This window comes from Roseibium algicola (assembly GCF_001999245.1).
GTDB classification, from domain to species: Bacteria; Pseudomonadota; Alphaproteobacteria; order Rhizobiales; family Stappiaceae; genus Roseibium; species Roseibium algicola.
Genome location: NZ_CP019630.1, coordinates 167,217 through 185,825, shown reverse-complemented (window position 1 = coordinate 185,825; position 18,609 = coordinate 167,217). Strand labels below are relative to the sequence as shown.

Below are 18,609 nucleotides of genomic sequence, written 5' to 3'. Positions count from 1 at the left end.
TCGCTTGGGATGAGCATTTGTCTCATATTGCGTTCCTTCGAAGAATGAGGCTAGTGTAGAATTAATTCTTCGAAAGATTGGAATAATGAGACTGGAAGACCTGCAGTTTTTTGTCCGCATTGCGGAACTGGGCAGCATGGCTGCAGCCGGTCGGGAAATCGGCTTGTCGCCTTCAGCTGCCAGCACGCGGTTGACCGGCCTTGAGAAGTCCTTCGGATCCCAGCTTTTTGCCCGCACCACCAGACGCACGATGTTGACGGAAGCCGGTCGTGTTTTGCTGCAACACGCGCGCACCGCAGTTGGTGAGATCGAACAGGCCCGCTCGATCCTGGAAGCCTCCACAGAAGCGCCGCGCGGCTCGCTTCGGTTTTCCTGCAACACATTCTTCGGAAGAAAGCACATTCTGCCGTATCTGGTGGAGTTCCGCGAACTCTACCCGGATATCAGGCTGGAAATGGACTTTTCCGACAGGATCGTGGACGTGATCGAGGAAGGCTATGACATGGCGGTGAGGGGAGCGCCACTGACCGATTCCTCTCTGCTGTCCCGCAAGCTGGGCGGAAATCCAAGGGCCCTGTGTGCATCACCGGCCTACCTTGCTCGCAAGGGCGTGCCCCATACACCGGAAGACCTTGCCAACCACGACTGCATCGCCATGGCCTCCATGCCGTTCTGGTATTTCAACGGGCCGGAGGGGGAGGTCGCCTTCGAAATCCAGAAGCCGGTCATCAAGGGCGATAGCGGCGACCTGACTTACGACGCCGCGCTTCACGGCCTTGGCCTCAGCCTGAAGTCACTGGCACATGTCTGGGAAGACCTTCGCGACGGGCGACTGGTCGCCGTCATGGAAGACTATACGATTGCCCGCACCGGGGCGATCTGGGCCGTTTATCCGCCAAGCCAGTTCGTTCCGCCCAAGGTGACCGCCTTTGTCGATTTCCTGATTTCAAAGTACGGTCGACCGCCCTACTGGGAGAGCGACTATCGGACGGCTTCCACTGGCTCAAATGGGTCGCAAACCGTGTGATTTTCATGAAAAGCAGGTTCTCTTTGCCTTGAAAAGCCACTAGAAGCGGGGCAGAAGCTAAAGCGCAACGGGTGCGTTCAGTCCCGGGCCGGGAATACGCCTGCCGCCGGGCAGCAATGGAAAGCGAAGAAAAGAAGATGTCGATAGTCGATTCCGTCTCCAAGGCCATGGTGCCGATCCATCGTGAAGGCTGGCCCTTCATCGCGATTGCTCTGGTGGCGACCCTCGTTATCGGCTGGTTCATCGATCCGCTGTTCTGGATCGGCCTCTTCCTCACAGGGTGGGTCTGTTATTTCTTCCGCGATCCCAAGCGCGTGACGCCTGTCGGCGAAGGGCTGGTGATTTCTCCGGCAGATGGTGTCGTCAGCCTTGTTGGCCTGGCACGCCCGCCTGCCGAGCTGGAACTCGGCTCTGAACCGCTAATGCGGGTCTCCATCTTCATGAACGTGTTCAACTGCCATGTGAACCGGGCACCTGTCGGCGGGCGCATTGAGCGCGTCGCCTACCGTGCCGGCAAGTTTCTGAACGCGGAACTGGACAAGGCCAGTGAAGACAACGAGCGCAACGGACTGGTCATCGATACCGGCAACGGCCGGATTGGTGTCGTGCAGATCGCCGGTCTTGTTGCCCGCCGTATTGTCTGCTTCGTTCGTGAAGGAGAAAATCTCTCTGCCGGCGAGCGCTTTGGTCTGATCCGTTTCGGGTCGCGTCTTGATGTCTACTTTCCGGTCGGAACCAAGCCAAAGGTTGCCCTCGGCCAGACCATGATTGCCGGGGAGACCGTGCTGGCCGATCTGTCGGCACCGCAAAGCCCGGCTCAGTCCCTGACCCGTGTAAGCTGAGGCCACCGTGAACGAGACGCCCGATCAAGGACCGGCCGACACCCGCAGAACACCGCGCTTCCGGCGCGTACCCTTGCGCCTGATCATTCCGAACATGGTGACGTTGCTGGCGCTGTGCTCCGGTCTGACGGCTGTGCGCATGGCCTTCGAGGGCCGCTGGGAATTCGCGGTCGGTGCCGTTCTCGTGGCAGCCGTCTTGGACGGGCTCGATGGCCGTGTCGCCCGCATGATGAAGGGGACGTCGCGTTTCGGTGCGGAACTGGATTCCCTCTCGGATTTTGTCAATTTCGGCGTCACGCCGGCCTTGATGCTCTATCTCTGGATCCTCAAGGATGCAGGCAACATGGGGTGGATCGCAGGCCTTATCTTCGCGATTTCCGCCGCACTCCGTCTGGCGCGTTTCAATGTGGCCCTGGACGATCCGAACAAGCCTGCCTGGGCGTCACGTTTCTTCACAGGCGTGCCTGCACCGGCCGGAGCGCTGACCGTGCTGCTGCCGCTTTATCTCGATTTTCTCGGCCTGTTTCCGCACTGGTTCGCAGATTCAGCTTTTGTTGCAGCCTATACAATCGGAGTTGCCTTCCTGCTGATCAGCCGTTTGCCGACCTATTCCGGCAAGACGCTGGGCACGAGGGTGCGCCGCGACTTTGTATTGCCGTTGTTCCTGGTTGCGGTTCTGGTGGTGGCGCTGACCGTTTCCTATCCCTTCCGGATGTTGGCGGGAGGAGCGGTCCTTTACCTGCTGACCATTCCGTTGTCCTGGCGTGCGCACAGGAAACTGGTGCTCGCAGACGCCTCGCTGGGCCTCGATGACGACGGTGACGAATGCGATACCGATCTCGACAATATCGCGGACAGGGACAAGGACCACGGCGGCTGACGCGCGCCTGATCGCAAATCGGGTTTCAGCAGGCGCTTTTCTGGTTCAATTAGGCCTCCTCGACAAATGAGGAGCCTTCTCATGCTTGATGGAAAAACAATTCTGATCACCGGTGCCAGCAGTGGCATCGGAGCGGCTGCCGCGCGTCTTCTGGCTGACACCGGTGCGAACCTGATGCTGGCTGCCCGACGGGAAGAGCGACTGAAAGAGCTGCGGTCGTCATTGCCCCATGCATTCAACCGGATCGCACTGTTCGTTGGCGACGTCTGCGATACCACATTTTCCGAAGCTTCCGTGAAAGCGACGCTCGACGCCTTTGGTGGCCTCGACGGAGCCTTCAATAATGCAGGCACCCTTGGAGAGATGGGGCCGGTGCCGGACATGAGCATGGAAACCTGGAACCATGTTGTCGCCACCAATCTCAACAGCGCCTTTCTCGCGGCCAAATACCAGATCCCGGCCATGCGCGAACGGGGAGGCGGGTCGATTGTGTTCACCTCGTCGTTCGTTGGCCATACCATCGGTTTTCCGGGCATGGCCGCTTATGCGGCCGCGAAGGCGGGGCTTGTCGGCCTGACACAGGTTCTGGCCGTGGAACACGGACCGGAAAACATCCGGGTCAATGCGCTTCTTCCAGGTGGCACGAAGACCGAGATGGGGGGCGATGACCCGGCATTCCGCGAGTATATCGCCGGCCTCCACGCGTTGAAGCGGATGGCGGAACCCGAAGAGATCGCCAAGGCGGCTGCGTTTCTGCTGTCCGACGCCAGTTCTTTCGTTACCGGTTCCGCCATGCTCTGTGATGGCGGGAACTCCATCTCCAAGGGATGAGTCAACACAGGAACGGTTCTGGCGAAGACCCGAACCGTTCCTTTTGGGCTGAAAGGCTCATCTGGCTCAGTGATAGGGGGCCTGCGGGGCTACGAATTTATTTCGGGCGAATTCTAATGAATTTCTGTTCCGTGACGGCCTTGCCCCATTGGTCGCCGACATATTCCTCCGCAAGGGTGAACCCGTTCCTTTCGTAGAGCACGCGTGCGGCTTCAAGCCCCTTGAGCGTCCAAAGGTGGATTTCATCGAAGCCAAGCGCATCCGAGTGTTCCAGGGCTTTCTGGAGCAGCACTTTTCCCAGTCCTTTGCCTCGCAGGCGTTCGGACAAAATGAACCAGCGCAAATGTGCGATGTTGTTGCCAAGGTCTTCGCCATCGATGGTGATCGATCCGATAACGGCTCCGTTTTCGAGCACGCTCCAGCTGTTGTTCATCGGTTTGCCGATGCGCGGCATGAATTCGGCCATGGCGTTTGAGACCACACTTTCAAAGGTTGGCCCCATACCGACGATGTGGCCGTGTGTGCGGGCATGCATTCCGGCAATGTCGCCGATCATTCCGGTTTGATAACCTTCAGCGACCGTGAATTGTGGCTGGTAATCTGCCGGCGTTTCCTGCGGCATGGCGAGCGCTTCCGCATAGGCGGACATGGCATCGCAAATCTCTTGTGCCTTGTCCCCGTTGATCCGGTTGAGCGCCCTTCGGGCAAGGGCGTCGCCAAAGTTGTCGATCTTCGCAAAGGTGGCCTTACCGGTTCCGGTCAAAGTCAGTCCGAATGATCGGCCATCGCTGTCAGACCGGGTTTGCGTGATTTCCCCGCGGGCCTCGAGTGACTTCAGCAAACGGCTGATGGTCGATTTCTCGAGCTTCAGTCTCGTCGAGATTTCCTTGGCGGTAATGCCGGGGTTCAAACCGATTTCCATCATTGCATGGACACCTGAACCGGACAGATCCGTACCGGCGATGGTCTTGTCCAGAAAGCCGAATTCCCGGACCAGTTGGCGGGACGCTGCACGGATATCGTTGACGAGGGAGGGGGAATGCTGGGACATGCAAAAGCCTATATAGTTGTATATTGCAACTATATTGATTGATGGGCCGCAATTCAAGGGGCAGTGGTTGGAATTCGAGTGAAGACACGCTGCATGTTGCAAACAAAAAGGCCGCCGGATACCGGCGGCCTTTCTGCTTGGAGGTGCTTAGGATCACTCTGCCGCGTGCGGCAGTTCCTCCTGCGGGGGGATTTTCGGTTGCGACGGCTTCGGCATGGAAACCACCTTTGCAGCCGGGCGCTGTTCGGGCTGATCGCCAAGAGCCACAGGTTCCGGAGTTACCTCCTCGGTGGCAGTACCTGGCTTGCGCCGGACAGAGGACACCACCTTCCAGAAGGTGCTTGACCATACACTCGGCAGCGCGATCATGACCGGGATCATCAGCAGCGTCAGCAAGGTGGAGAAAGCAAGGCCGGATATGACCGCCGTTGCCAGCTGCACCCACCAAACCGCCGTGATGCCGCCATAGGTGATCACCTGATTGAAGAAATCGAAGTTGATCATGGTTGCCATGGGCACCAGGCCGGCGATGGTCGTGATGGTGGTCAGCAGGATCGGCCGGATACGCTGAGCGGATGTTTTCAGGATCGCGTCCAGCGGGGGAAGGCCGTCATGAAGGAACCTGTTGTAGGTATCGATCAGAACGATGGCATTGTTGACCACAATCCCGGCAAGCGCCACCACCCCGGTTCCGGTCATGATGATCGAGAACGGCTGATTGGTGACGAGCATTCCGAGCAGCACCCCGAACACTGACAGAACCACCGTCGAGAGCGTCAGGATCGTCTGGTAGAACGAGTTGAACTGGGTCAGCAGGATCAGGAACATCAGGAACAGCGATGCCACCATCGCCTTCATCAGGAACTCGCCTGACTCCTGCTGGTCCTCATCCGCGCCGCGGAATTTCAGAAACACGTTGGCAGGCCATTCCTGCGTATCCAGCCACTTCTGAAGAGCTGCAACCTGTTCTGTCGGCGTGGAACCGCTTTCCGGATTGACCGCCGCCTTCACGAACATGGAATAGAGCCCGTCACGACGCACGATTTCCGACACCTTCTGGGCCGGCTCGCGGCTGACGAAGTTCGCCAGCGGCACGAGTCCAAGCGAGGTCTGCAGCCGCAGCTGGTCGAACCGGTCGATGGTCCGCTCGTTCTCCGGCAGGCGCACGCGAATGTCCACCTCGTCCTCGCTGTCTCCGGGACGATAGGTACCGATCAGAACACCGTTAGTGACCAGCTGGACCATGTTGCCAACGGAAGCGATGCTTGCCTGGTAGCGGCCGGCCTGTTCCCGATCGATGGAGATCTGCCATTCGATGCCGGGCAGGGGACGGTCGTCCTCCTGGTTCATCAGCGTATCCATGCCGTTGATGTGCTCGCGAATGCGGGCGACAGCAGCAACCATGTCGTTGTAATCGGTGGACTTGATCTCCAGCTGAACGTCCTTGCCCGTTGGCGGACCGCCTTCGATCTTGCGGGTCTCCACCTTGATGCCGGGGATGTCACTGGTCGCGTTACGGATGTCGGCGAAGATCTCCTTCGCCACCCGGCGGCAGCAGAAGTCTGCAAGCTCGATATTGATCTCGCCCATCACGTCGGCAGGCTTGTCCTGGACGTCGCCGACGGAGGGGCCGCCGGACGAACCGCCGGGTGTGAACGCGTTGGTGATGACATTGTCGACGCCCGGAATGGACATGATCCTGTCTTCAACCTGCACAACGAGATCGCGCGCTTCCGAGGCAGACATGTTGCCACGGCCGGAAACAAGAACCACCGCTTGTTCCGGTTCTTCATCGATGAAGAACTGAACACCGGTCGGGTTCGCCATGAACGCGCCGACGATCGCAAAGCAACTGCCGATCAGCAGCACGATGGCGGCGATGTTGCCGATCGGGTTGCCTGCAAACATCTTCAGGATGCGAACATAGATGCCGGTGAACCCGCTTACTTTCTTGACATCGAAAGCTTCGGAACCGGAAAGGGCGGCAGCTTCCGCACGTTCCTTTTCGGCTCTCTTGGCAGCTCGTGCCTGAGACCAGCGCACAAACGGACGCAGCAGCTTGTAGGAAACAAAGCCGACAAGGGCGAGGGCCACCAGGCCGCACAGGATGGCGATGCCGGTTGCAGCCACCGCTGGCACGACGCCTTCGAGAGCCATCGGTACGAACGGGCCGAATCCGACAATGACGGCGGCCAGAACGCCAAATGTCAGTGCCAGAAGTCCAGCGGCATACCTGTTCAGGAAATGCGAGACCTGGGCCAGGATGCCCCCTGTCACCGGCAGGAACACCATGGCGGTGAACAGCGAGGCGGTCAGGACGATGATCACCATGATCGGCAGGTAGCTCATGAACTCGCCGGCAACACCCGGCCACAGCAGCATGGGCAGGAACGCTACAAGTGTGGTGGCCGTCGAGGAGACGATCGGCCAGAACATCAGCTTCGCGGCACGGATATAGGCCTCGCGGTCTTCCATGCCTTCCTGGATCTTGCGGTCGGCATATTCGGTCATCACGATGGCGCCGTCGACCAGCAGGCCAACGGTCAGAACGAGGCCGAACATGACCATGTTGTTGACCGTGTAGCCAACGCCGCCAAGGATCAGGAAGCCAACCATGAAGGAGGTCGGGATCGCCAGACCCACGAGCAGTGCGGAGCGCATGCCAAGCGCCGCCAGAACCAGGATCATCACCAGGAAGATCGCCGTCAGGATCGAAGATTGCAGCGAGCCAAGCACTTCGAAGATGTTGTTGGACTGGTCGAGCATCATGTCGACACGAACGGTTTCCGGCCAGTCCTTGGAGGCATGTTCGACAACTTCACGGACTGCCGCGTTGTTCTCGATGATGTTGGTGCCGATACGCTTGACGACCTGAAGAGCAATTGCCCGGTTGCCGTTGACGCGTGTGTAGGCGTTGGGATCCTTGAAGGTGCGCCGGATCTCGGCGACATCTGCAAGGGTCACCACACCTTCACCGCTCTGTTTCAGCGGAAGTGTGTAGACATCCTCTGCGGTCTCTACGAGGCCGGGTACCTTCACGTTGAAGCGACCCTTGCCGCCGTCGATAAAGCCCGCAGGAACAAGCTGGTTGTTGAGCTGCAGCGAGTTGAGGAGCTCTTGCTGGGTGATCGAGTAGGATTCCAGTTTCTGGGTGTCGATCAGGACTTCCAGCAGCTCTTCGCGGTGCCCGGTCAGATCCGCCGACCGGACGGTGTCGATAGCCTCGATCTCGTCCTTGAGACGCCGGGCGTGCTTGTAGAGCGTGCGCTCCGGCACGTTGCCCGACAAGGCGATGATCATGGTCGGCGCAAGTGCGAAGTTCATTTCCGTGATCGTCGGCTCTTCAGCCTCGTCCGGCAGCTTGCTCTTGGCCTGGTCGACCTTGTCGCGCACGTCCGCCAGCGCCTCGTCCTTGTTGAACGAGATGTCGAACTCCAGCACGATGCCGGCATGACTTTCCGACGCGATCGCGGTGATTTCCTTCAACCCGTCAAGGCCGCGCAACTCCGTTTCCATCGGCCGCACGAGCAGGCGCTCGGAGTCTTCCGGAGAAATGCCCTGCTGGGTGATCGAAATGTAGAAGATCGGCAGATCAATGTCCGGGCTGGCTTCTTTCGGGATCGAGATATAGGTGGCGACACCGGCAACGATCAGCGCCAGCATCATCACGAATACCGTCTTGGGGCGCCGAAGGACGCCTTCAAGCATGTCTATCATTGACTCACCTCTGCCGTCTCAAAGACCGGTTGCACGAGTTCTCCATCCGAGACGTATTCCTGCCCCACGGTGATGGCGACGACTTCGTCGGGAAGACCGCCGATCCACATTCCGTCCTGTTCTCCACCCAGCACCTTGACGGGGTAGAAGACAGTCTTGTTGTTTTCATCGACTGCACGAATGCCGACCTGGCCGGCGTCGTTCAACGTCAGAATTGCTGGCGAAATCTTATGTGCTTTCTCCGCAGCCAGCTCCAGCTTGGTGACTGCCGTCACGCCGTCCCTGGCCTTGCCATCAGGATTGGGAAGCTCGATCTCGATACGGAAGGTTTTCGTGTCCGGATTTGCCGTCGGCGAGATGTAACGCACCTTGCCGTTGAGCGATTCACCCGTCACGAGCGTGACCGTTGCCGGCATGTCCAGCGAGATCTCGGAGATATTCAGTTCCGACACTTCGCCGATGGCAATCATCGGATCCGCATCAACCACCGTCGCGCAGATGCCGCCTTGTTCAAGCTGTGCGCCGATTTCAGCCATGGGGCTCTGGATGACGCCGGCAATCGGCGACCGGATAACTGTGTGTTCCAGCTCCTGCTCGGCCTCTATCAGGCGTGCCTTTGCAGCATCGAGCTGGGCCTGCAGGGCAGCCACACGGGTTTGAGCGGTAAAGCCCTTGCTGTTCAACTGAGTTGCTGCCTCATGGTCCAGTTGCGCCTGAGCCAGGGCAGCCTTGGCTTCCAGAATGCGTGACTGTCTCGATCCCTTGTCGAGGACACAAAGCACATCGCCGGCGGCGACATGCGCGCCTTCCTGCGCCGGGCGCTCCACCACATCATCGGTTGTCTTGGATCTGACAGCCACCGTGGCTTCGGCTTCGGTGCGCCCGCGCACTTCCAGAACGGCTCGACGGTCTTGCGCCACAAGACGTTCCACCTGAACACGGAAGGTCTCCGTGGACGCCTGGCTGACCCTGAGCGCCGGGGGCGGGGTGGCATGTTCGCTGTCGCCGACACCACCGATCACCATCGTGCCGCTATACATCCAGAAACCGATACCGGCCGCGATGCCGGTCGCCAGGAGGTAGGAAAACTTCACTCGCATTGTCTAAAGCTCCGAAACGTCTTGCGCTTACTCTGCGGCTGCCGCAACCGGCTGCGCCGCTTCTTCAGCAATCCTGATCAGTGCCTCGCCATGTTCTTCCAGATAGGCGAGGGTGAAATTCATGCAGGCAATGCCGTATTCACGGGTCCAGTTTGACCCGGGGTGCGAACATTCCTGGTCTTTTTCGTTGTCTGTCAGCAGGCGCAACTCAGCGTGTACCTGCGCCTTGCGCCGTTCGACCGCGCGGCGGATGACCTCGGGAGGCAGTTGCGCGGCGTTGAGGGCGATCAGCAGAAAGGGTGATTTGAAAGTGTCCGGCGCCTGTGGATCACACAGGGACTGGATGAAGTCTTCCCGGCCGGCATCGGTGATGGAATAGACCTTGCGGGCAGGTTTGCCTGCCTGCGGCTCCTCGCGCACGGTTACAAGCCCTTCCGATTCCAGACGCGCCAGCGCCGGATAGATCGAGCCGAAGCTCGCATCATCGAAATAGCTGAACCGGCCTTCGGTCGACTCCTTCCGGATTTCGTATCCGGTGGCATCCCCGAAAGAAAGGATTGCGAGGCAGAGACTGCGTACACTCATTGACAACTCCGTGCCTGGGAGCGTCCTCCCGGCATGACGGCCTTCATACGAGCCCGGTTGCGATCCGGATGACGCTATAGGCATCGTAAGAAGTGTCATATGTTGGTTCGATATATCGAACAAATATATGCTCACGCATTTGTAATCAAGAGTGCGCTGCACAAATCTTGCGTCGAAGATGAATAAACTATGAGCTGATCTTCAAAATGATCTTAATCGGTCTATTTGACAGGTTGTTGGCAGGTATCGATCGGCGCTAGGCTGATCATGCATCGCAACAGCAATCGCAGAGCGAGGAGTGCGCGCCATGGCATTGTCGATGAAGGGGCCGGTTCGCTTGAAGCTTCCGAGAGATCCCTTGTTTCGTCTGCTTGCAGTCAACGGCCTGGCGGGAACGGCAATTGCCGGCCTCGTGCTCGGCGGCATTTTCCTCGGCAATATCGGTAATCTGAGAGTGCTTGTCATGTCGGCAGAGGACCCGGTGCTGCCGGTCATCATGCTGGCATTCGGCCTGTTCATCACGCTCGGGTCCGTGGTCATGGGCTCAGCCATCATGTTGTTGGGTGAAACCGGCCGAAGCGGAAAAGGCGGAGGTGGGGCCGCAAGGCGCAGACTGCCGATATCTTTCACCGGGCAAATGAAACCGGTGCCGGTTCCAGCCAGAGCAAATCGCGGGCACGATCTGCGCCGGTGAACCTTCTCGGTCAGTTCGGCACCTTGCGTAAACGGTCAATGAGCGAGTTGCTGGTAAACTGACTTGGCCTTGGCGGAAGTCGAGGGCTGTGGCCCCAAATCAGCAAACAAGGTCATGGCCGCAGCTGCTAAAAGTAGCAGCAATCCCAGGGATGAGAGCCTCATCTCACCGGTCCTTTCGATCATGACGTCCTCCGTTTTGATGCCGCGCTTATACAGTCGCAGGATCTAAAGTCCCGGTAATACCGCATGTAAAATTTTACGTACCTGCAAATACCTACAGGCAAATCTGACAGTGCCCCATTTCCGGTGCCGGGAAGGGGCGGCCAGGTCATGTAGCTGAAGGACTGTCAGTACGTCCGCAGTGGTCCGTTCCAGGATCGGGAAGCGAAGAAGGGTAGGTCTCCGAACAGCGCAGACCGCTGTTAACCATGGCGTTCGAAAAAAAGGGAGAACTGCAAGGACAGGTTGCAGATCTCACACGCGCCCTGTACGACCAATGGTAGATTAACGTTTTGTTAATTATTCATTGGGGTTGCAATGCGATTTCTTTTTAGAAACTTGCACGTTTTTGTTTTTGTTAGCCTTTCAGCGTCAATCGCCTTTTGGGTTGCTAGCCATTCCGACCAGGCGGTAGAGGTTGCGCAGCCACTGGTCGAAGACGCGGTCGAGCTTCATGTGATGGCGGAAAATGCCCTGCGCGAGATCGGTCAACTGGACCTGGAAAAAGCGGCAGATGAGGCGATTTCCTACTATGTCGCGACGCTGCGCATGCCCAGCCTGCTCTTCGAAAGGCTGTCGGATGAACTGGGCGAAGTCAGCGACACGATGGAAAAGAGGGTGCAGTCAGCGCCTTTTCCTCAGACAGCAACAACTGCCGCAAAAGATCGGCCGGTGCCGGTGGGGACTGGCCCGAGCCGGTATTGGCGCACTGGTGAAGACCGGCACGCCAAACTGTCGATCTGATCAGAAACGCCTTACGCTGATGCCAGAGCCAGCGCTATACCCTGGCCGACACCGATGCACATGGTGGCAAGCGCCAGGTTTCCATCCCGTTTTTTCAGTTCCAGGGCTGCTGTTCCCGTGATTCTGGCGCCAGACATCCCCAACGGATGGCCGAGTGCAATCGCACCGCCATTCGGATTGAGGATTTCGCTGTCTTCGGGCAGGCCAAGGTCTCGCATGACCGCAATGCCCTGGGCAGCGAAAGCTTCGTTGAGTTCGATCACGTCGAACTCCGGCAGCGCGATTCCGAGGCGCGCGCAGAGCTTGCGCGTCGCCGGCGCGGGGCCAATGCCCATGATCCGCGGCGGAACGCCGGCGGTGGCTCCACCGACGACGCGGGCGATCGGCGTGAGATTGTGCTTGGCCACCGCAGCTTCCGACGCGATCAGCAAAGCCGCAGCACCGTCGTTGACACCGGACGCGTTGCCGGCGGTCACCGAACCATTTTCACGGAACGGCGTCTTGAGTGCCGAAAGGGCCTCCAGGGTTGTGTTCCTGGGGTGTTCGTCCTTGTCCACCAGAATAGGGTCGCCCTTGCGTTGCGGGATCATGACGGGAACGATTTCTTCAGCGAACCGACCGGATTGCTGAGCGGCGGAGGCTCGCTGCTGGCTGCGCAGCGCGAAGGCATCCTGGTCCTGTCGCGAGATCTGGAATTGTTCGGCAACGTTTTCCGCCGTTTCCGGCATGGAATCGATACCATATTGGCGTTTGAGAAGCGGATTGACGAAGCGCCAGCCGATTGTCGTGTCGAAGATTTCAGCCGAGCGGGAAAAGGCGGTGTCTGCCTTTGGCATGACAAAAGGTGCGCGGGACATGCTTTCAACGCCGCCAGCGATGGCCAGATCGATTTCGCCGGCCTTGATCGCCCTGGCCGCAGTCATAACGGCGTCCATTCCCGAACCACAAAGCCGGTTGAGCGTCAGACCGGGAACTGTCTCCGGCAGGCCCGCCAGCAGTGCCGACATGCGCGCGACGTTTCGATTGTCTTCACCGGCCTGGTTGGCACAGCCATAAAAGACGTCATCTACCTCGGCCCAGTCCGTGTCCGGATTGCGCTCCATGAGGGCGCTGATGGGGATTGCACCTAGATCGTCAGCGCGGACAGAGGACAGCATGCCGCCATAGCGTCCGATGGGGGTGCGGACATAATCGCAAATGAAGACATGATGCATGAGCGTTTTCCTCTCCGTCGCGTGGCGTTGGCCTCTGGGGCATGGTCGCGAATTGACGTGAAGTCTTGCCGGAAATCATCTGGCAGGGCAAGAACGCATCACAGAGAAATCGATCTCGTCAGAGTTTTTGTGATGTTTCTGGATGGCGCCGGATATCGTCTTCCTGCAAGTAGGTTCCGGACTGCACCTCAATCATCCGCACCGGAATCTTGCCCGGGTTATGCAAAGTGTGCTGCGCTCCAAGCGGCACATATGCGGACTGGTTTTCGCTGAGCAGGCGCGTTTCGCCGTTGATCGTGATCTCGAGCGTACCGGACACCACCACCCAGTGCTCCGTCCGGTGAAGGTGGCTTTGCAGGCTGAGCCTCTTGCCCGGCTTGATCATCATCGACTGAACGGAAAAACGCTCGCCGGCGTTGATGCGTTCGGTATAGCCCCAGGGACGGTAGGACCTCGGGTGCCGATCCACCTCATGCCTGCCTTCTGCCTTCAGTTGCTCCACAACGGTCTTGACGTCTTGCGCCTTGTCCTTGTGGGCAACAAGAACGCTGTCGGTCGTGGCGATCACCATGACATCCTCAAGGCCGATAACGGATACGAGCCCGCGTTCAGCATAGGCCAGGCAGTTGTTGCTATCGAGAAAGCGGGCATCGCCCAATCCGGAATTGCCCTGGGCATCCTTGTCCAGGACCGTCCAGATCGCCGACCAGGAACCCAGGTCGTCCCATTCCGGTGCAACGGGCGCGCAGACGACGTTGTCCGCCTTTTCCATGATGGCGTAGTCGATGGAAATGTTGTCCAGTGCTTCGAAGGCTTCCTGGTTCAGTCGCGTAAAATCCAGATCCCCATGCCGTGTCTTCATGACGGCGACGATGGTCTCGTAAAGCTCCGGCTGGTGCTTCTTGAAAGCATCAATCATCGTGTTGGCGGCATAAAGAAAGATGCCGGCATTCCAGACATAGCTGCCGTCTTTCAGGAAGGCATCGGCACGGTCCTGGTCAGGCTTCTCGACAAAGGCTTCCACAGGCCGCACAGGCTCGCTGCCACTTGCAACCTTGATGTATCCGTATCCGGTATTGGCTTCGCTGGGTTCGATGCCGAAGGTCACGATCTTGCCTGCGCGAGCGGCTGTCTCCGCCTGATGGACGGCAGTCAGGAAAAGATCTTCCTTCCGGATCAGGTGGTCGGAGGGCAACAGCAGGATCAGGGAGTTCGGGTCGGTTTCAGCGGCAATCAACGCTGCCATCAGGGCAGGGGGCGCTGTATTTCGGCCGACAGGCTCAAGCAGGATCGATTGGGCTTCCAGCCCCAGTTCGTTGAGCTGCTCGCCGATCAGAAACCGGTGGGCATTGCTGCCGATCACGATCGGAGCGGCAAAGTCCGGCCGATTGACGCGCTTGCAGGTCTTCTGGAACAGACTTTCCCCGCCAAACAGTGGCAAAAACTGTTTTGGCCGGTCGGTGCGTGACAGCGGCCACAGCCGCGAACCGACACCACCGGACAAAATACAAGGGAAAATCATGCTTTGCTTCCTGTTCTGCTGGCACATTCGGGCGCTTGCGGGCGCGCCGGTGTTGCTTTGAGTGTTAATCAGCACCGGGACAAGTTGCAAGCAAGTGGCTTGAACGCTACATACGTAATAACGTAACGCCAGGGCGTTGGTTCCCAAAGAGCGCAACAGGCTTTCAGGACTATGACAAATTCGGATACCAGGCTTGTTCAGCTTGACCGCGCAGGCATCCGCAAGGGCGGTGAATGGCTGGTGCGCGGCGTAGATCTATCGGTTTCTCCGGGTGAAATCGTAACGCTTATCGGGCCCAACGGTTCCGGCAAGTCGACAACGGCCAAGATGGCGCTTGGTATCCTGAGCCCGAGCGAAGGCCGTGCCGAACGCAAGCCCGGCCTGAAGATTGGCTACGTGCCGCAGAAGCTCGCCATCGACTGGACGTTGCCGCTGACGGTCGCCAGGTTCATGCGGCTGACGAACCCCTTGTCCGATGCCGAATGCCGCGCTGCGCTGGCGCGCACCGGCGCTGAAAGGCTGATGACTTCTCAGATGCGCACGCTCTCCGGCGGTGAAATGCAGCGTGTCATGCTGGCGCGCGCGATTGCCCGCAATCCCGGGCTGCTGGTGTTGGACGAACCGGTGCAAGGCGTGGATTATGCCGGTGAGATCGCGATCTACGACCTCATTTCCGAAATCCGCAACACGATTGGCTGCGGCATCCTGATGATCTCTCACGATCTTCATGTCGTCATGGCCGCAGCAGATCAGGTGATTTGCCTCAATGGTCACGTTTGCTGCCGCGGAACCCCCTCTGACGTCAGCCGTGACGACCGGTATCATGCGCTGTTTGGCAACCGGCGCAATGCGGCGATTGCCGTCTATGAACATCACCATGACCACGTGCATCTGCCGGATGGAAAGGTGCGCCACGCGGACGGTTCGCTGTGTTCCTCCTGTTCCGGCGAGCATCATCACGCACCTGCGGAGAAAGAAGGCGGCATTCGAAATGCTGGATGATTTCTTCACCCGTGCACTCATTGCCGGCATAGGTGTGGCACTTGTTGCTGGACCGCTTGGCTGTTTCATCGTCTGGCGTCGCATGGCCTATTTCGGCGATACGCTGTCGCACGCAGCCTTGCTGGGCGTTGCCCTGTCGCTGCTCCTCAATGTCAACACCACGTTGGCCGTCGGGGTTGTTTCCATCCTTCTGGCGATCGTGCTGATGGCACTGAGGCGTAGCGACACGCTGTCTTCCGATGCGTTGCTTGGCTTGCTGTCCCATTCCGCGCTCGCCCTGGGATTGGTCTGTCTGGCCTTCATGACATGGGTCCGGGTCGATCTGCTGGGGCTGCTCTTCGGCGATATCCTGGCCGTCACACCCATGGACATTGCCATGATCTACGCTGGCGGTGCGATCGTGCTCGGTGTCCTCGTGGTCATCTGGCGCCGCCTGTTCGCAGCAACGGTCAGTCCGGACCTTGCTGCTGGCGAGGGGCTGAAGCCTGAGCGGACCGAGCTGATCTTCATGCTGCTGACGGCAATCGTCATTGCCATTTCTCTGAAGATCATCGGCGCGCTGCTGATCACCGCGCTGCTGATCATTCCCGCCGCCGCCGCCCGGCGCCTGTCGGCATCGCCGGAACAGATGGCGGTGATTGCAGCTCTGACCGGAGCCGCCGCCGTCGTCGGCGGGCTCTATAGTTCGCTGGCCTATGATACCCCGTCCGGCCCCTCCATCGTCGTTGCGGCGATGGCGCTGTTTGTCGTCAGTCTTGTCCCGGGCGTGCAAATCGTGAGAAGGGTGAGATCGAGCACGAAAGGAGATCGTCCGTGAGCGTTGAGACACATCCCGAACTGACCAAGAACCAGGCCCTGGTGTTCGGCTCGTTGTCGGACGCGGGTGGACCTTTGACGGCCTATGCGATTCTCGATCTGTTGCGCGACAGCGGTTTCCGTGCGCCGCTGCAGGTCTACCGGGCTCTCGACAAGCTGGTGGAATACGGAATGGTCCACCGGCTGGAAAGCCTCAATGCCTTTGTGGCCTGTTCCCACAAGGGCTGCTCCGGTCATGGCACGGCTGCCTTCGCCATCTGTGAAAAATGTGGTGTCGTCAGCGAGTTTACGCCGGACAAGGCCATTTCCCTCCTGAGGGAATGGACGCAGAGCGAAGGCTTCCAGTTGTCCCGGACGACCATCGAACTGCGCGGCACCTGCCGGCAGTGCACCATGCCGATGTAACCCTGGCGGTGTTTCCCGGCATCCATTTGATTTCCGAGACACTGTCTTTGTTCTAGGATGTCTGCATCGAATCCGCGGAGAGGTTCATGGCAGACAAACTGGGCATCGGCATCATCGGATGCGGCACCATCTCAAAGACTTATTTTGATCTGGCGCCAAAGTTCAATGGCCTTGAAATCAGGGCCTGTGCGGATCTGAACCGTCATGCTGCGGAAGAGCGCGCATCCGAATACGGCGTGCGTGCACTCACCGTGCACGACCTGCTTCTGGCGGATGATGTCGATCTGATTGTCAATCTGACTGTTCCCGATGCCCATTATCTCGTTTCCCATGAAATCCTGGCACACGGGAAGCATGTCTACTCGGAAAAACCTCTGGCTCTGTCGATCCGGGACGGGCAGGCGCTTGCCGATTTTGCACGCAAAAAACATCTGAGGGTCGGGTGTGCACCGGATACGTTTCTGGGAGGGGCACATCAGATTGCGCGCAAGGCAGTTGACGAAGGACTGATCGGAGAAATCGTTGGCGGCACGTGCCATGTCATGAGCCACGGTATGGAGCATTGGCATCCCAACCCGGACTTCTTCTTCAAGCCGGGAGGGGGCCCGGTTCTCGACCTCGGACCTTATTATATTGCCGCTCTGCTCAATCTGATCGGCTCGGTAAAGCGTGTGTGCGCCATGTCAGCCATGCCGTTCAAGACCCGGACGATCGGGAGCGGCACTCGAATTGGTGAAAAGATCGATGTCACCACCCTCACCACGATCCATGCGATTCTTGAGTTCGTGTCCGGTGCAAAAGTAACGCTGACGGCGAGCTGGGACGTCTGGGCACACAGGCACCAGCCTATGGAGCTTTACGGAACCCGGGGAACACTTTTTCTGGCTGATCCGAACTATTTCGGCGGAGACGTCAGCCTGGTCACCGAAGATGGAGCGACAAAAGCACTGGACGATGCGATGCACCCGTTCGGTTTGGCGAATGTCGACGACAACGGCCTGCCGCGTGCGAACTACCGCGCTGCCGGCCTGGCAGACATGGCCCAGTCGATCCTGAGTGGAGACGATACCGAGTTCCGCTGTTCGCTCGAACGGGCACTGCATGCGGTCGATGTCATGGTGTCGATTTTGAAATCCGCCGAAACGGGAACGTTCGTCGAAATCGAACACCAGGCCAGCCGTCCACAGGCGCTTGCTGCCGCTGAGGCAGTCAAATTGCTCGTCTGAAGCTGGTTGCAGGTGTACCGCCAGCCACCTATCTTCGCCGCAAGGGATGTCCGGGTCTGAGGGCACCCGGCCGCTTGCGGGCAAAAGAGGGAGAGCGGGAATGGCCTTGTTGATCGCCGGCCTTGTGCTGTTTTTGGGAATTCACACGTTGCCGATGTTTCCGGCAACGCGCAATGGGCTGGTCTCAAGGCTCGGCGAAACACCGTACAAGGGGCTATATACGCTCTTGTCGTTCGTCGGTCTGGGGCTGATCGTTTACGGTTATGGCGTGGCCCGTTTTGAAGGCCCGCCGGTGCTGTACGATCCGCCGTTCTGGCTGCGCCACGTCACCATGCTGTTCATGGTTCCTGTTTTCATTTTCCTTGTCGCTGCCTATGTGCCGTCGCGGATCAAGACAGTCCTGAAACATCCGATGCTGGTAGCCGTAAAGCTTTGGGCATTGGCTCACCTTCTGGCAAATGGCGATCTGGCTTCGGTGCTTTTGTTTGGCGGTTTTCTCGCCTGGGCAGTGGCAGACCGGATTTCGGTCAAGCGCCGCGGGCCCGGCGCCGGGCAGATAGGTGCACTGGCAACGGCCAAGCCCGGAAAATACTCCGATTTTGTCGTGATTCTGTTGGGCTTGGTTCTCTACGGACTGTTTGCGTGGAAGCTGCACGCCTTGTTGATCGGCGTTCCGGTGGCCTGATAGCGGTCGCGGAGCTTGAAATTACGTTAGAAATCCGGCATTCCGTG

General features: G+C 58.9%; 17 protein-coding genes. 11 read left to right on the top strand and 6 right to left on the bottom strand.

Translation table 11 applies throughout. The annotated features are described in order from the left end of the window. Positions 1-85: 85 nt before the first annotated feature. The 4 genes from B0E33_RS00835 to B0E33_RS00820 all read left to right on the top strand — a co-directional run bounded on the left by B0E33_RS00835 (position 86) and on the right by B0E33_RS00820 (position 3,580). Complete coding sequence (locus B0E33_RS00835; protein ID WP_077290127.1) at positions 86-1,027, top strand: LysR family transcriptional regulator; 942 nt, start codon at positions 86-88, stop codon at positions 1,025-1,027. A gap of 137 nt (positions 1,028-1,164) precedes the next feature. Continuing rightward, positions 1,165-1,869 (top strand): phosphatidylserine decarboxylase, encoded by a 705-nt coding sequence (locus B0E33_RS00830; protein WP_265733508.1) that lies wholly within the window; start codon positions 1,165-1,167, stop codon positions 1,867-1,869. 94 nt (positions 1,870-1,963) lie between these two features. Further along, positions 1,964-2,749: a CDP-alcohol phosphatidyltransferase family protein gene (locus tag B0E33_RS00825; RefSeq protein ID WP_075281646.1), complete on the top strand. Its 786-nt coding sequence runs from the start codon at positions 1,964-1,966 to the stop codon at positions 2,747-2,749. Between the two features lie 81 nt (positions 2,750-2,830). Then, positions 2,831-3,580, top strand: a complete 750-nt coding sequence (locus tag B0E33_RS00820) for an SDR family oxidoreductase (RefSeq protein WP_077290125.1) — start codon at positions 2,831-2,833, stop codon at positions 3,578-3,580. A gap of 97 nt (positions 3,581-3,677) precedes the next feature. Here the strand turns inward: B0E33_RS00820 and B0E33_RS00815 are convergent, their stop codons facing one another. The 4 genes from B0E33_RS00815 to B0E33_RS00800 all read right to left on the bottom strand — a co-directional run bounded on the left by B0E33_RS00815 (position 3,678) and on the right by B0E33_RS00800 (position 10,033). After that, on the bottom strand, positions 3,678-4,631 hold the full coding sequence (locus tag B0E33_RS00815; RefSeq protein WP_077290124.1) for a helix-turn-helix domain-containing GNAT family N-acetyltransferase: 954 nt from the start codon (positions 4,629-4,631) through the stop codon (positions 3,678-3,680). A gap of 153 nt (positions 4,632-4,784) precedes the next feature. Then, on the bottom strand, positions 4,785-8,348 hold the full coding sequence (locus B0E33_RS00810; RefSeq protein ID WP_077290123.1) for an efflux RND transporter permease subunit: 3,564 nt from the start codon (positions 8,346-8,348) through the stop codon (positions 4,785-4,787). Further along, entirely contained in the window at positions 8,345-9,448 is a 1,104-nt protein-coding gene (locus B0E33_RS00805; RefSeq protein WP_023003939.1) for an efflux RND transporter periplasmic adaptor subunit, read from the bottom strand. Before B0E33_RS00805 ends, B0E33_RS00810 begins: the two co-directional genes overlap by 4 nt. 27 nt (positions 9,449-9,475) lie before the next feature. Further along, the gene (locus B0E33_RS00800) at positions 9,476-10,033 is read right to left on the bottom strand and encodes a helix-turn-helix transcriptional regulator (RefSeq protein WP_023003940.1); all 558 of its coding nucleotides are present in this window, start codon (positions 10,031-10,033) and stop codon (positions 9,476-9,478) included. Between the two features lie 307 nt (positions 10,034-10,340). Between B0E33_RS00800 and B0E33_RS00795 the strand changes: the two genes are divergently transcribed. Together B0E33_RS00795 and B0E33_RS00790 are read left to right on the top strand one after the other, a co-directional pair. Then, on the top strand, positions 10,341-10,727 hold the full coding sequence (locus tag B0E33_RS00795) for a hypothetical protein (protein ID WP_075281543.1): 387 nt from the start codon (positions 10,341-10,343) through the stop codon (positions 10,725-10,727). Positions 10,728-11,266: 539 nt separating this feature from the next. Further along, the gene (locus B0E33_RS00790) at positions 11,267-11,692 is read left to right on the top strand and encodes a hypothetical protein (protein WP_156912297.1); all 426 of its coding nucleotides are present in this window, start codon (positions 11,267-11,269) and stop codon (positions 11,690-11,692) included. A gap of 11 nt (positions 11,693-11,703) precedes the next feature. Here the strand turns inward: B0E33_RS00790 and pcaF are convergent, their stop codons facing one another. Together pcaF and B0E33_RS00780 are read right to left on the bottom strand one after the other, a co-directional pair. Beyond that, positions 11,704-12,906, bottom strand: a complete 1,203-nt coding sequence (gene pcaF / locus B0E33_RS00785) for a 3-oxoadipyl-CoA thiolase (RefSeq protein ID WP_077290121.1) — start codon at positions 12,904-12,906, stop codon at positions 11,704-11,706. Between the two features lie 118 nt (positions 12,907-13,024). Further along, positions 13,025-14,428 carry a mannose-1-phosphate guanylyltransferase/mannose-6-phosphate isomerase gene (locus B0E33_RS00780; protein ID WP_077293093.1) on the bottom strand — a complete coding sequence of 468 codons (1,404 nt, stop codon included), beginning with the start codon at positions 14,426-14,428 and terminating at the stop codon, positions 13,025-13,027. Positions 14,429-14,599: 171 nt separating this feature from the next. Between B0E33_RS00780 and B0E33_RS00775 the strand changes: the two genes are divergently transcribed. The 5 genes from B0E33_RS00775 (at position 14,600) to B0E33_RS00755 (ending at position 18,562) form a co-directional block, all read left to right on the top strand. After that, positions 14,600-15,430 carry an ATP-binding cassette domain-containing protein gene (locus tag B0E33_RS00775; RefSeq protein ID WP_077290120.1) on the top strand — a complete coding sequence of 277 codons (831 nt, stop codon included), beginning with the start codon at positions 14,600-14,602 and terminating at the stop codon, positions 15,428-15,430. Continuing rightward, complete coding sequence (gene znuB, locus B0E33_RS00770) at positions 15,420-16,247, top strand: zinc ABC transporter permease subunit ZnuB (RefSeq protein ID WP_023003946.1); 828 nt, start codon at positions 15,420-15,422, stop codon at positions 16,245-16,247. Before B0E33_RS00775 ends, znuB begins: the two co-directional genes overlap by 11 nt. Next, positions 16,244-16,651: a Fur family transcriptional regulator gene (locus B0E33_RS00765; protein ID WP_023003947.1), complete on the top strand. Its 408-nt coding sequence runs from the start codon at positions 16,244-16,246 to the stop codon at positions 16,649-16,651. The genes znuB and B0E33_RS00765 overlap by 4 nt, the downstream gene beginning before the upstream one ends. An 86-nt stretch (positions 16,652-16,737) precedes the next feature. Further along, a complete protein-coding gene (locus B0E33_RS00760; protein ID WP_077290119.1) occupies positions 16,738-17,877 on the top strand; it encodes a Gfo/Idh/MocA family protein in 1,140 nt (379 codons plus the stop codon). Between the two features lie 100 nt (positions 17,878-17,977). Then, positions 17,978-18,562 carry an NnrU family protein gene (locus tag B0E33_RS00755; RefSeq protein WP_062489062.1) on the top strand — a complete coding sequence of 195 codons (585 nt, stop codon included), beginning with the start codon at positions 17,978-17,980 and terminating at the stop codon, positions 18,560-18,562. Positions 18,563-18,609 lie beyond the last annotated feature (47 nt).

Coding starts and splice junctions, on each gene's coding strand:
- B0E33_RS00815 (WP_077290124.1), bottom strand. CDS start 4,631: ATGTCCCAGCATTCCCCCTCCCTCGTCAACGATATCCGTGCAGCGTCC.
- znuB (WP_023003946.1), top strand. CDS start 15,420: ATGCTGGATGATTTCTTCACCCGTGCACTCATTGCCGGCATAGGTGTG.
- B0E33_RS00830 (WP_265733508.1), top strand. CDS start 1,165: ATGTCGATAGTCGATTCCGTCTCCAAGGCCATGGTGCCGATCCATCGT.
- B0E33_RS00825 (WP_075281646.1), top strand. CDS start 1,964: ATGGTGACGTTGCTGGCGCTGTGCTCCGGTCTGACGGCTGTGCGCATG.
- B0E33_RS00775 (WP_077290120.1), top strand. CDS start 14,600: ATGACAAATTCGGATACCAGGCTTGTTCAGCTTGACCGCGCAGGCATC.
- B0E33_RS00790 (WP_156912297.1), top strand. CDS start 11,267: ATGCGATTTCTTTTTAGAAACTTGCACGTTTTTGTTTTTGTTAGCCTT.
- B0E33_RS00795 (WP_075281543.1), top strand. CDS start 10,341: ATGGCATTGTCGATGAAGGGGCCGGTTCGCTTGAAGCTTCCGAGAGAT.
- B0E33_RS00800 (WP_023003940.1), bottom strand. CDS start 10,033: ATGAGTGTACGCAGTCTCTGCCTCGCAATCCTTTCTTTCGGGGATGCC.
- B0E33_RS00835 (WP_077290127.1), top strand. CDS start 86: ATGAGACTGGAAGACCTGCAGTTTTTTGTCCGCATTGCGGAACTGGGC.
- B0E33_RS00805 (WP_023003939.1), bottom strand. CDS start 9,448: ATGCGAGTGAAGTTTTCCTACCTCCTGGCGACCGGCATCGCGGCCGGT.
- B0E33_RS00780 (WP_077293093.1), bottom strand. CDS start 14,428: ATGATTTTCCCTTGTATTTTGTCCGGTGGTGTCGGTTCGCGGCTGTGG.
- B0E33_RS00760 (WP_077290119.1), top strand. CDS start 16,738: ATGGCAGACAAACTGGGCATCGGCATCATCGGATGCGGCACCATCTCA.
- pcaF (WP_077290121.1), bottom strand. CDS start 12,906: ATGCATCATGTCTTCATTTGCGATTATGTCCGCACCCCCATCGGACGC.
- B0E33_RS00755 (WP_062489062.1), top strand. CDS start 17,978: ATGGCCTTGTTGATCGCCGGCCTTGTGCTGTTTTTGGGAATTCACACG.
- B0E33_RS00810 (WP_077290123.1), bottom strand. CDS start 8,348: ATGATAGACATGCTTGAAGGCGTCCTTCGGCGCCCCAAGACGGTATTC.
- B0E33_RS00820 (WP_077290125.1), top strand. CDS start 2,831: ATGCTTGATGGAAAAACAATTCTGATCACCGGTGCCAGCAGTGGCATC.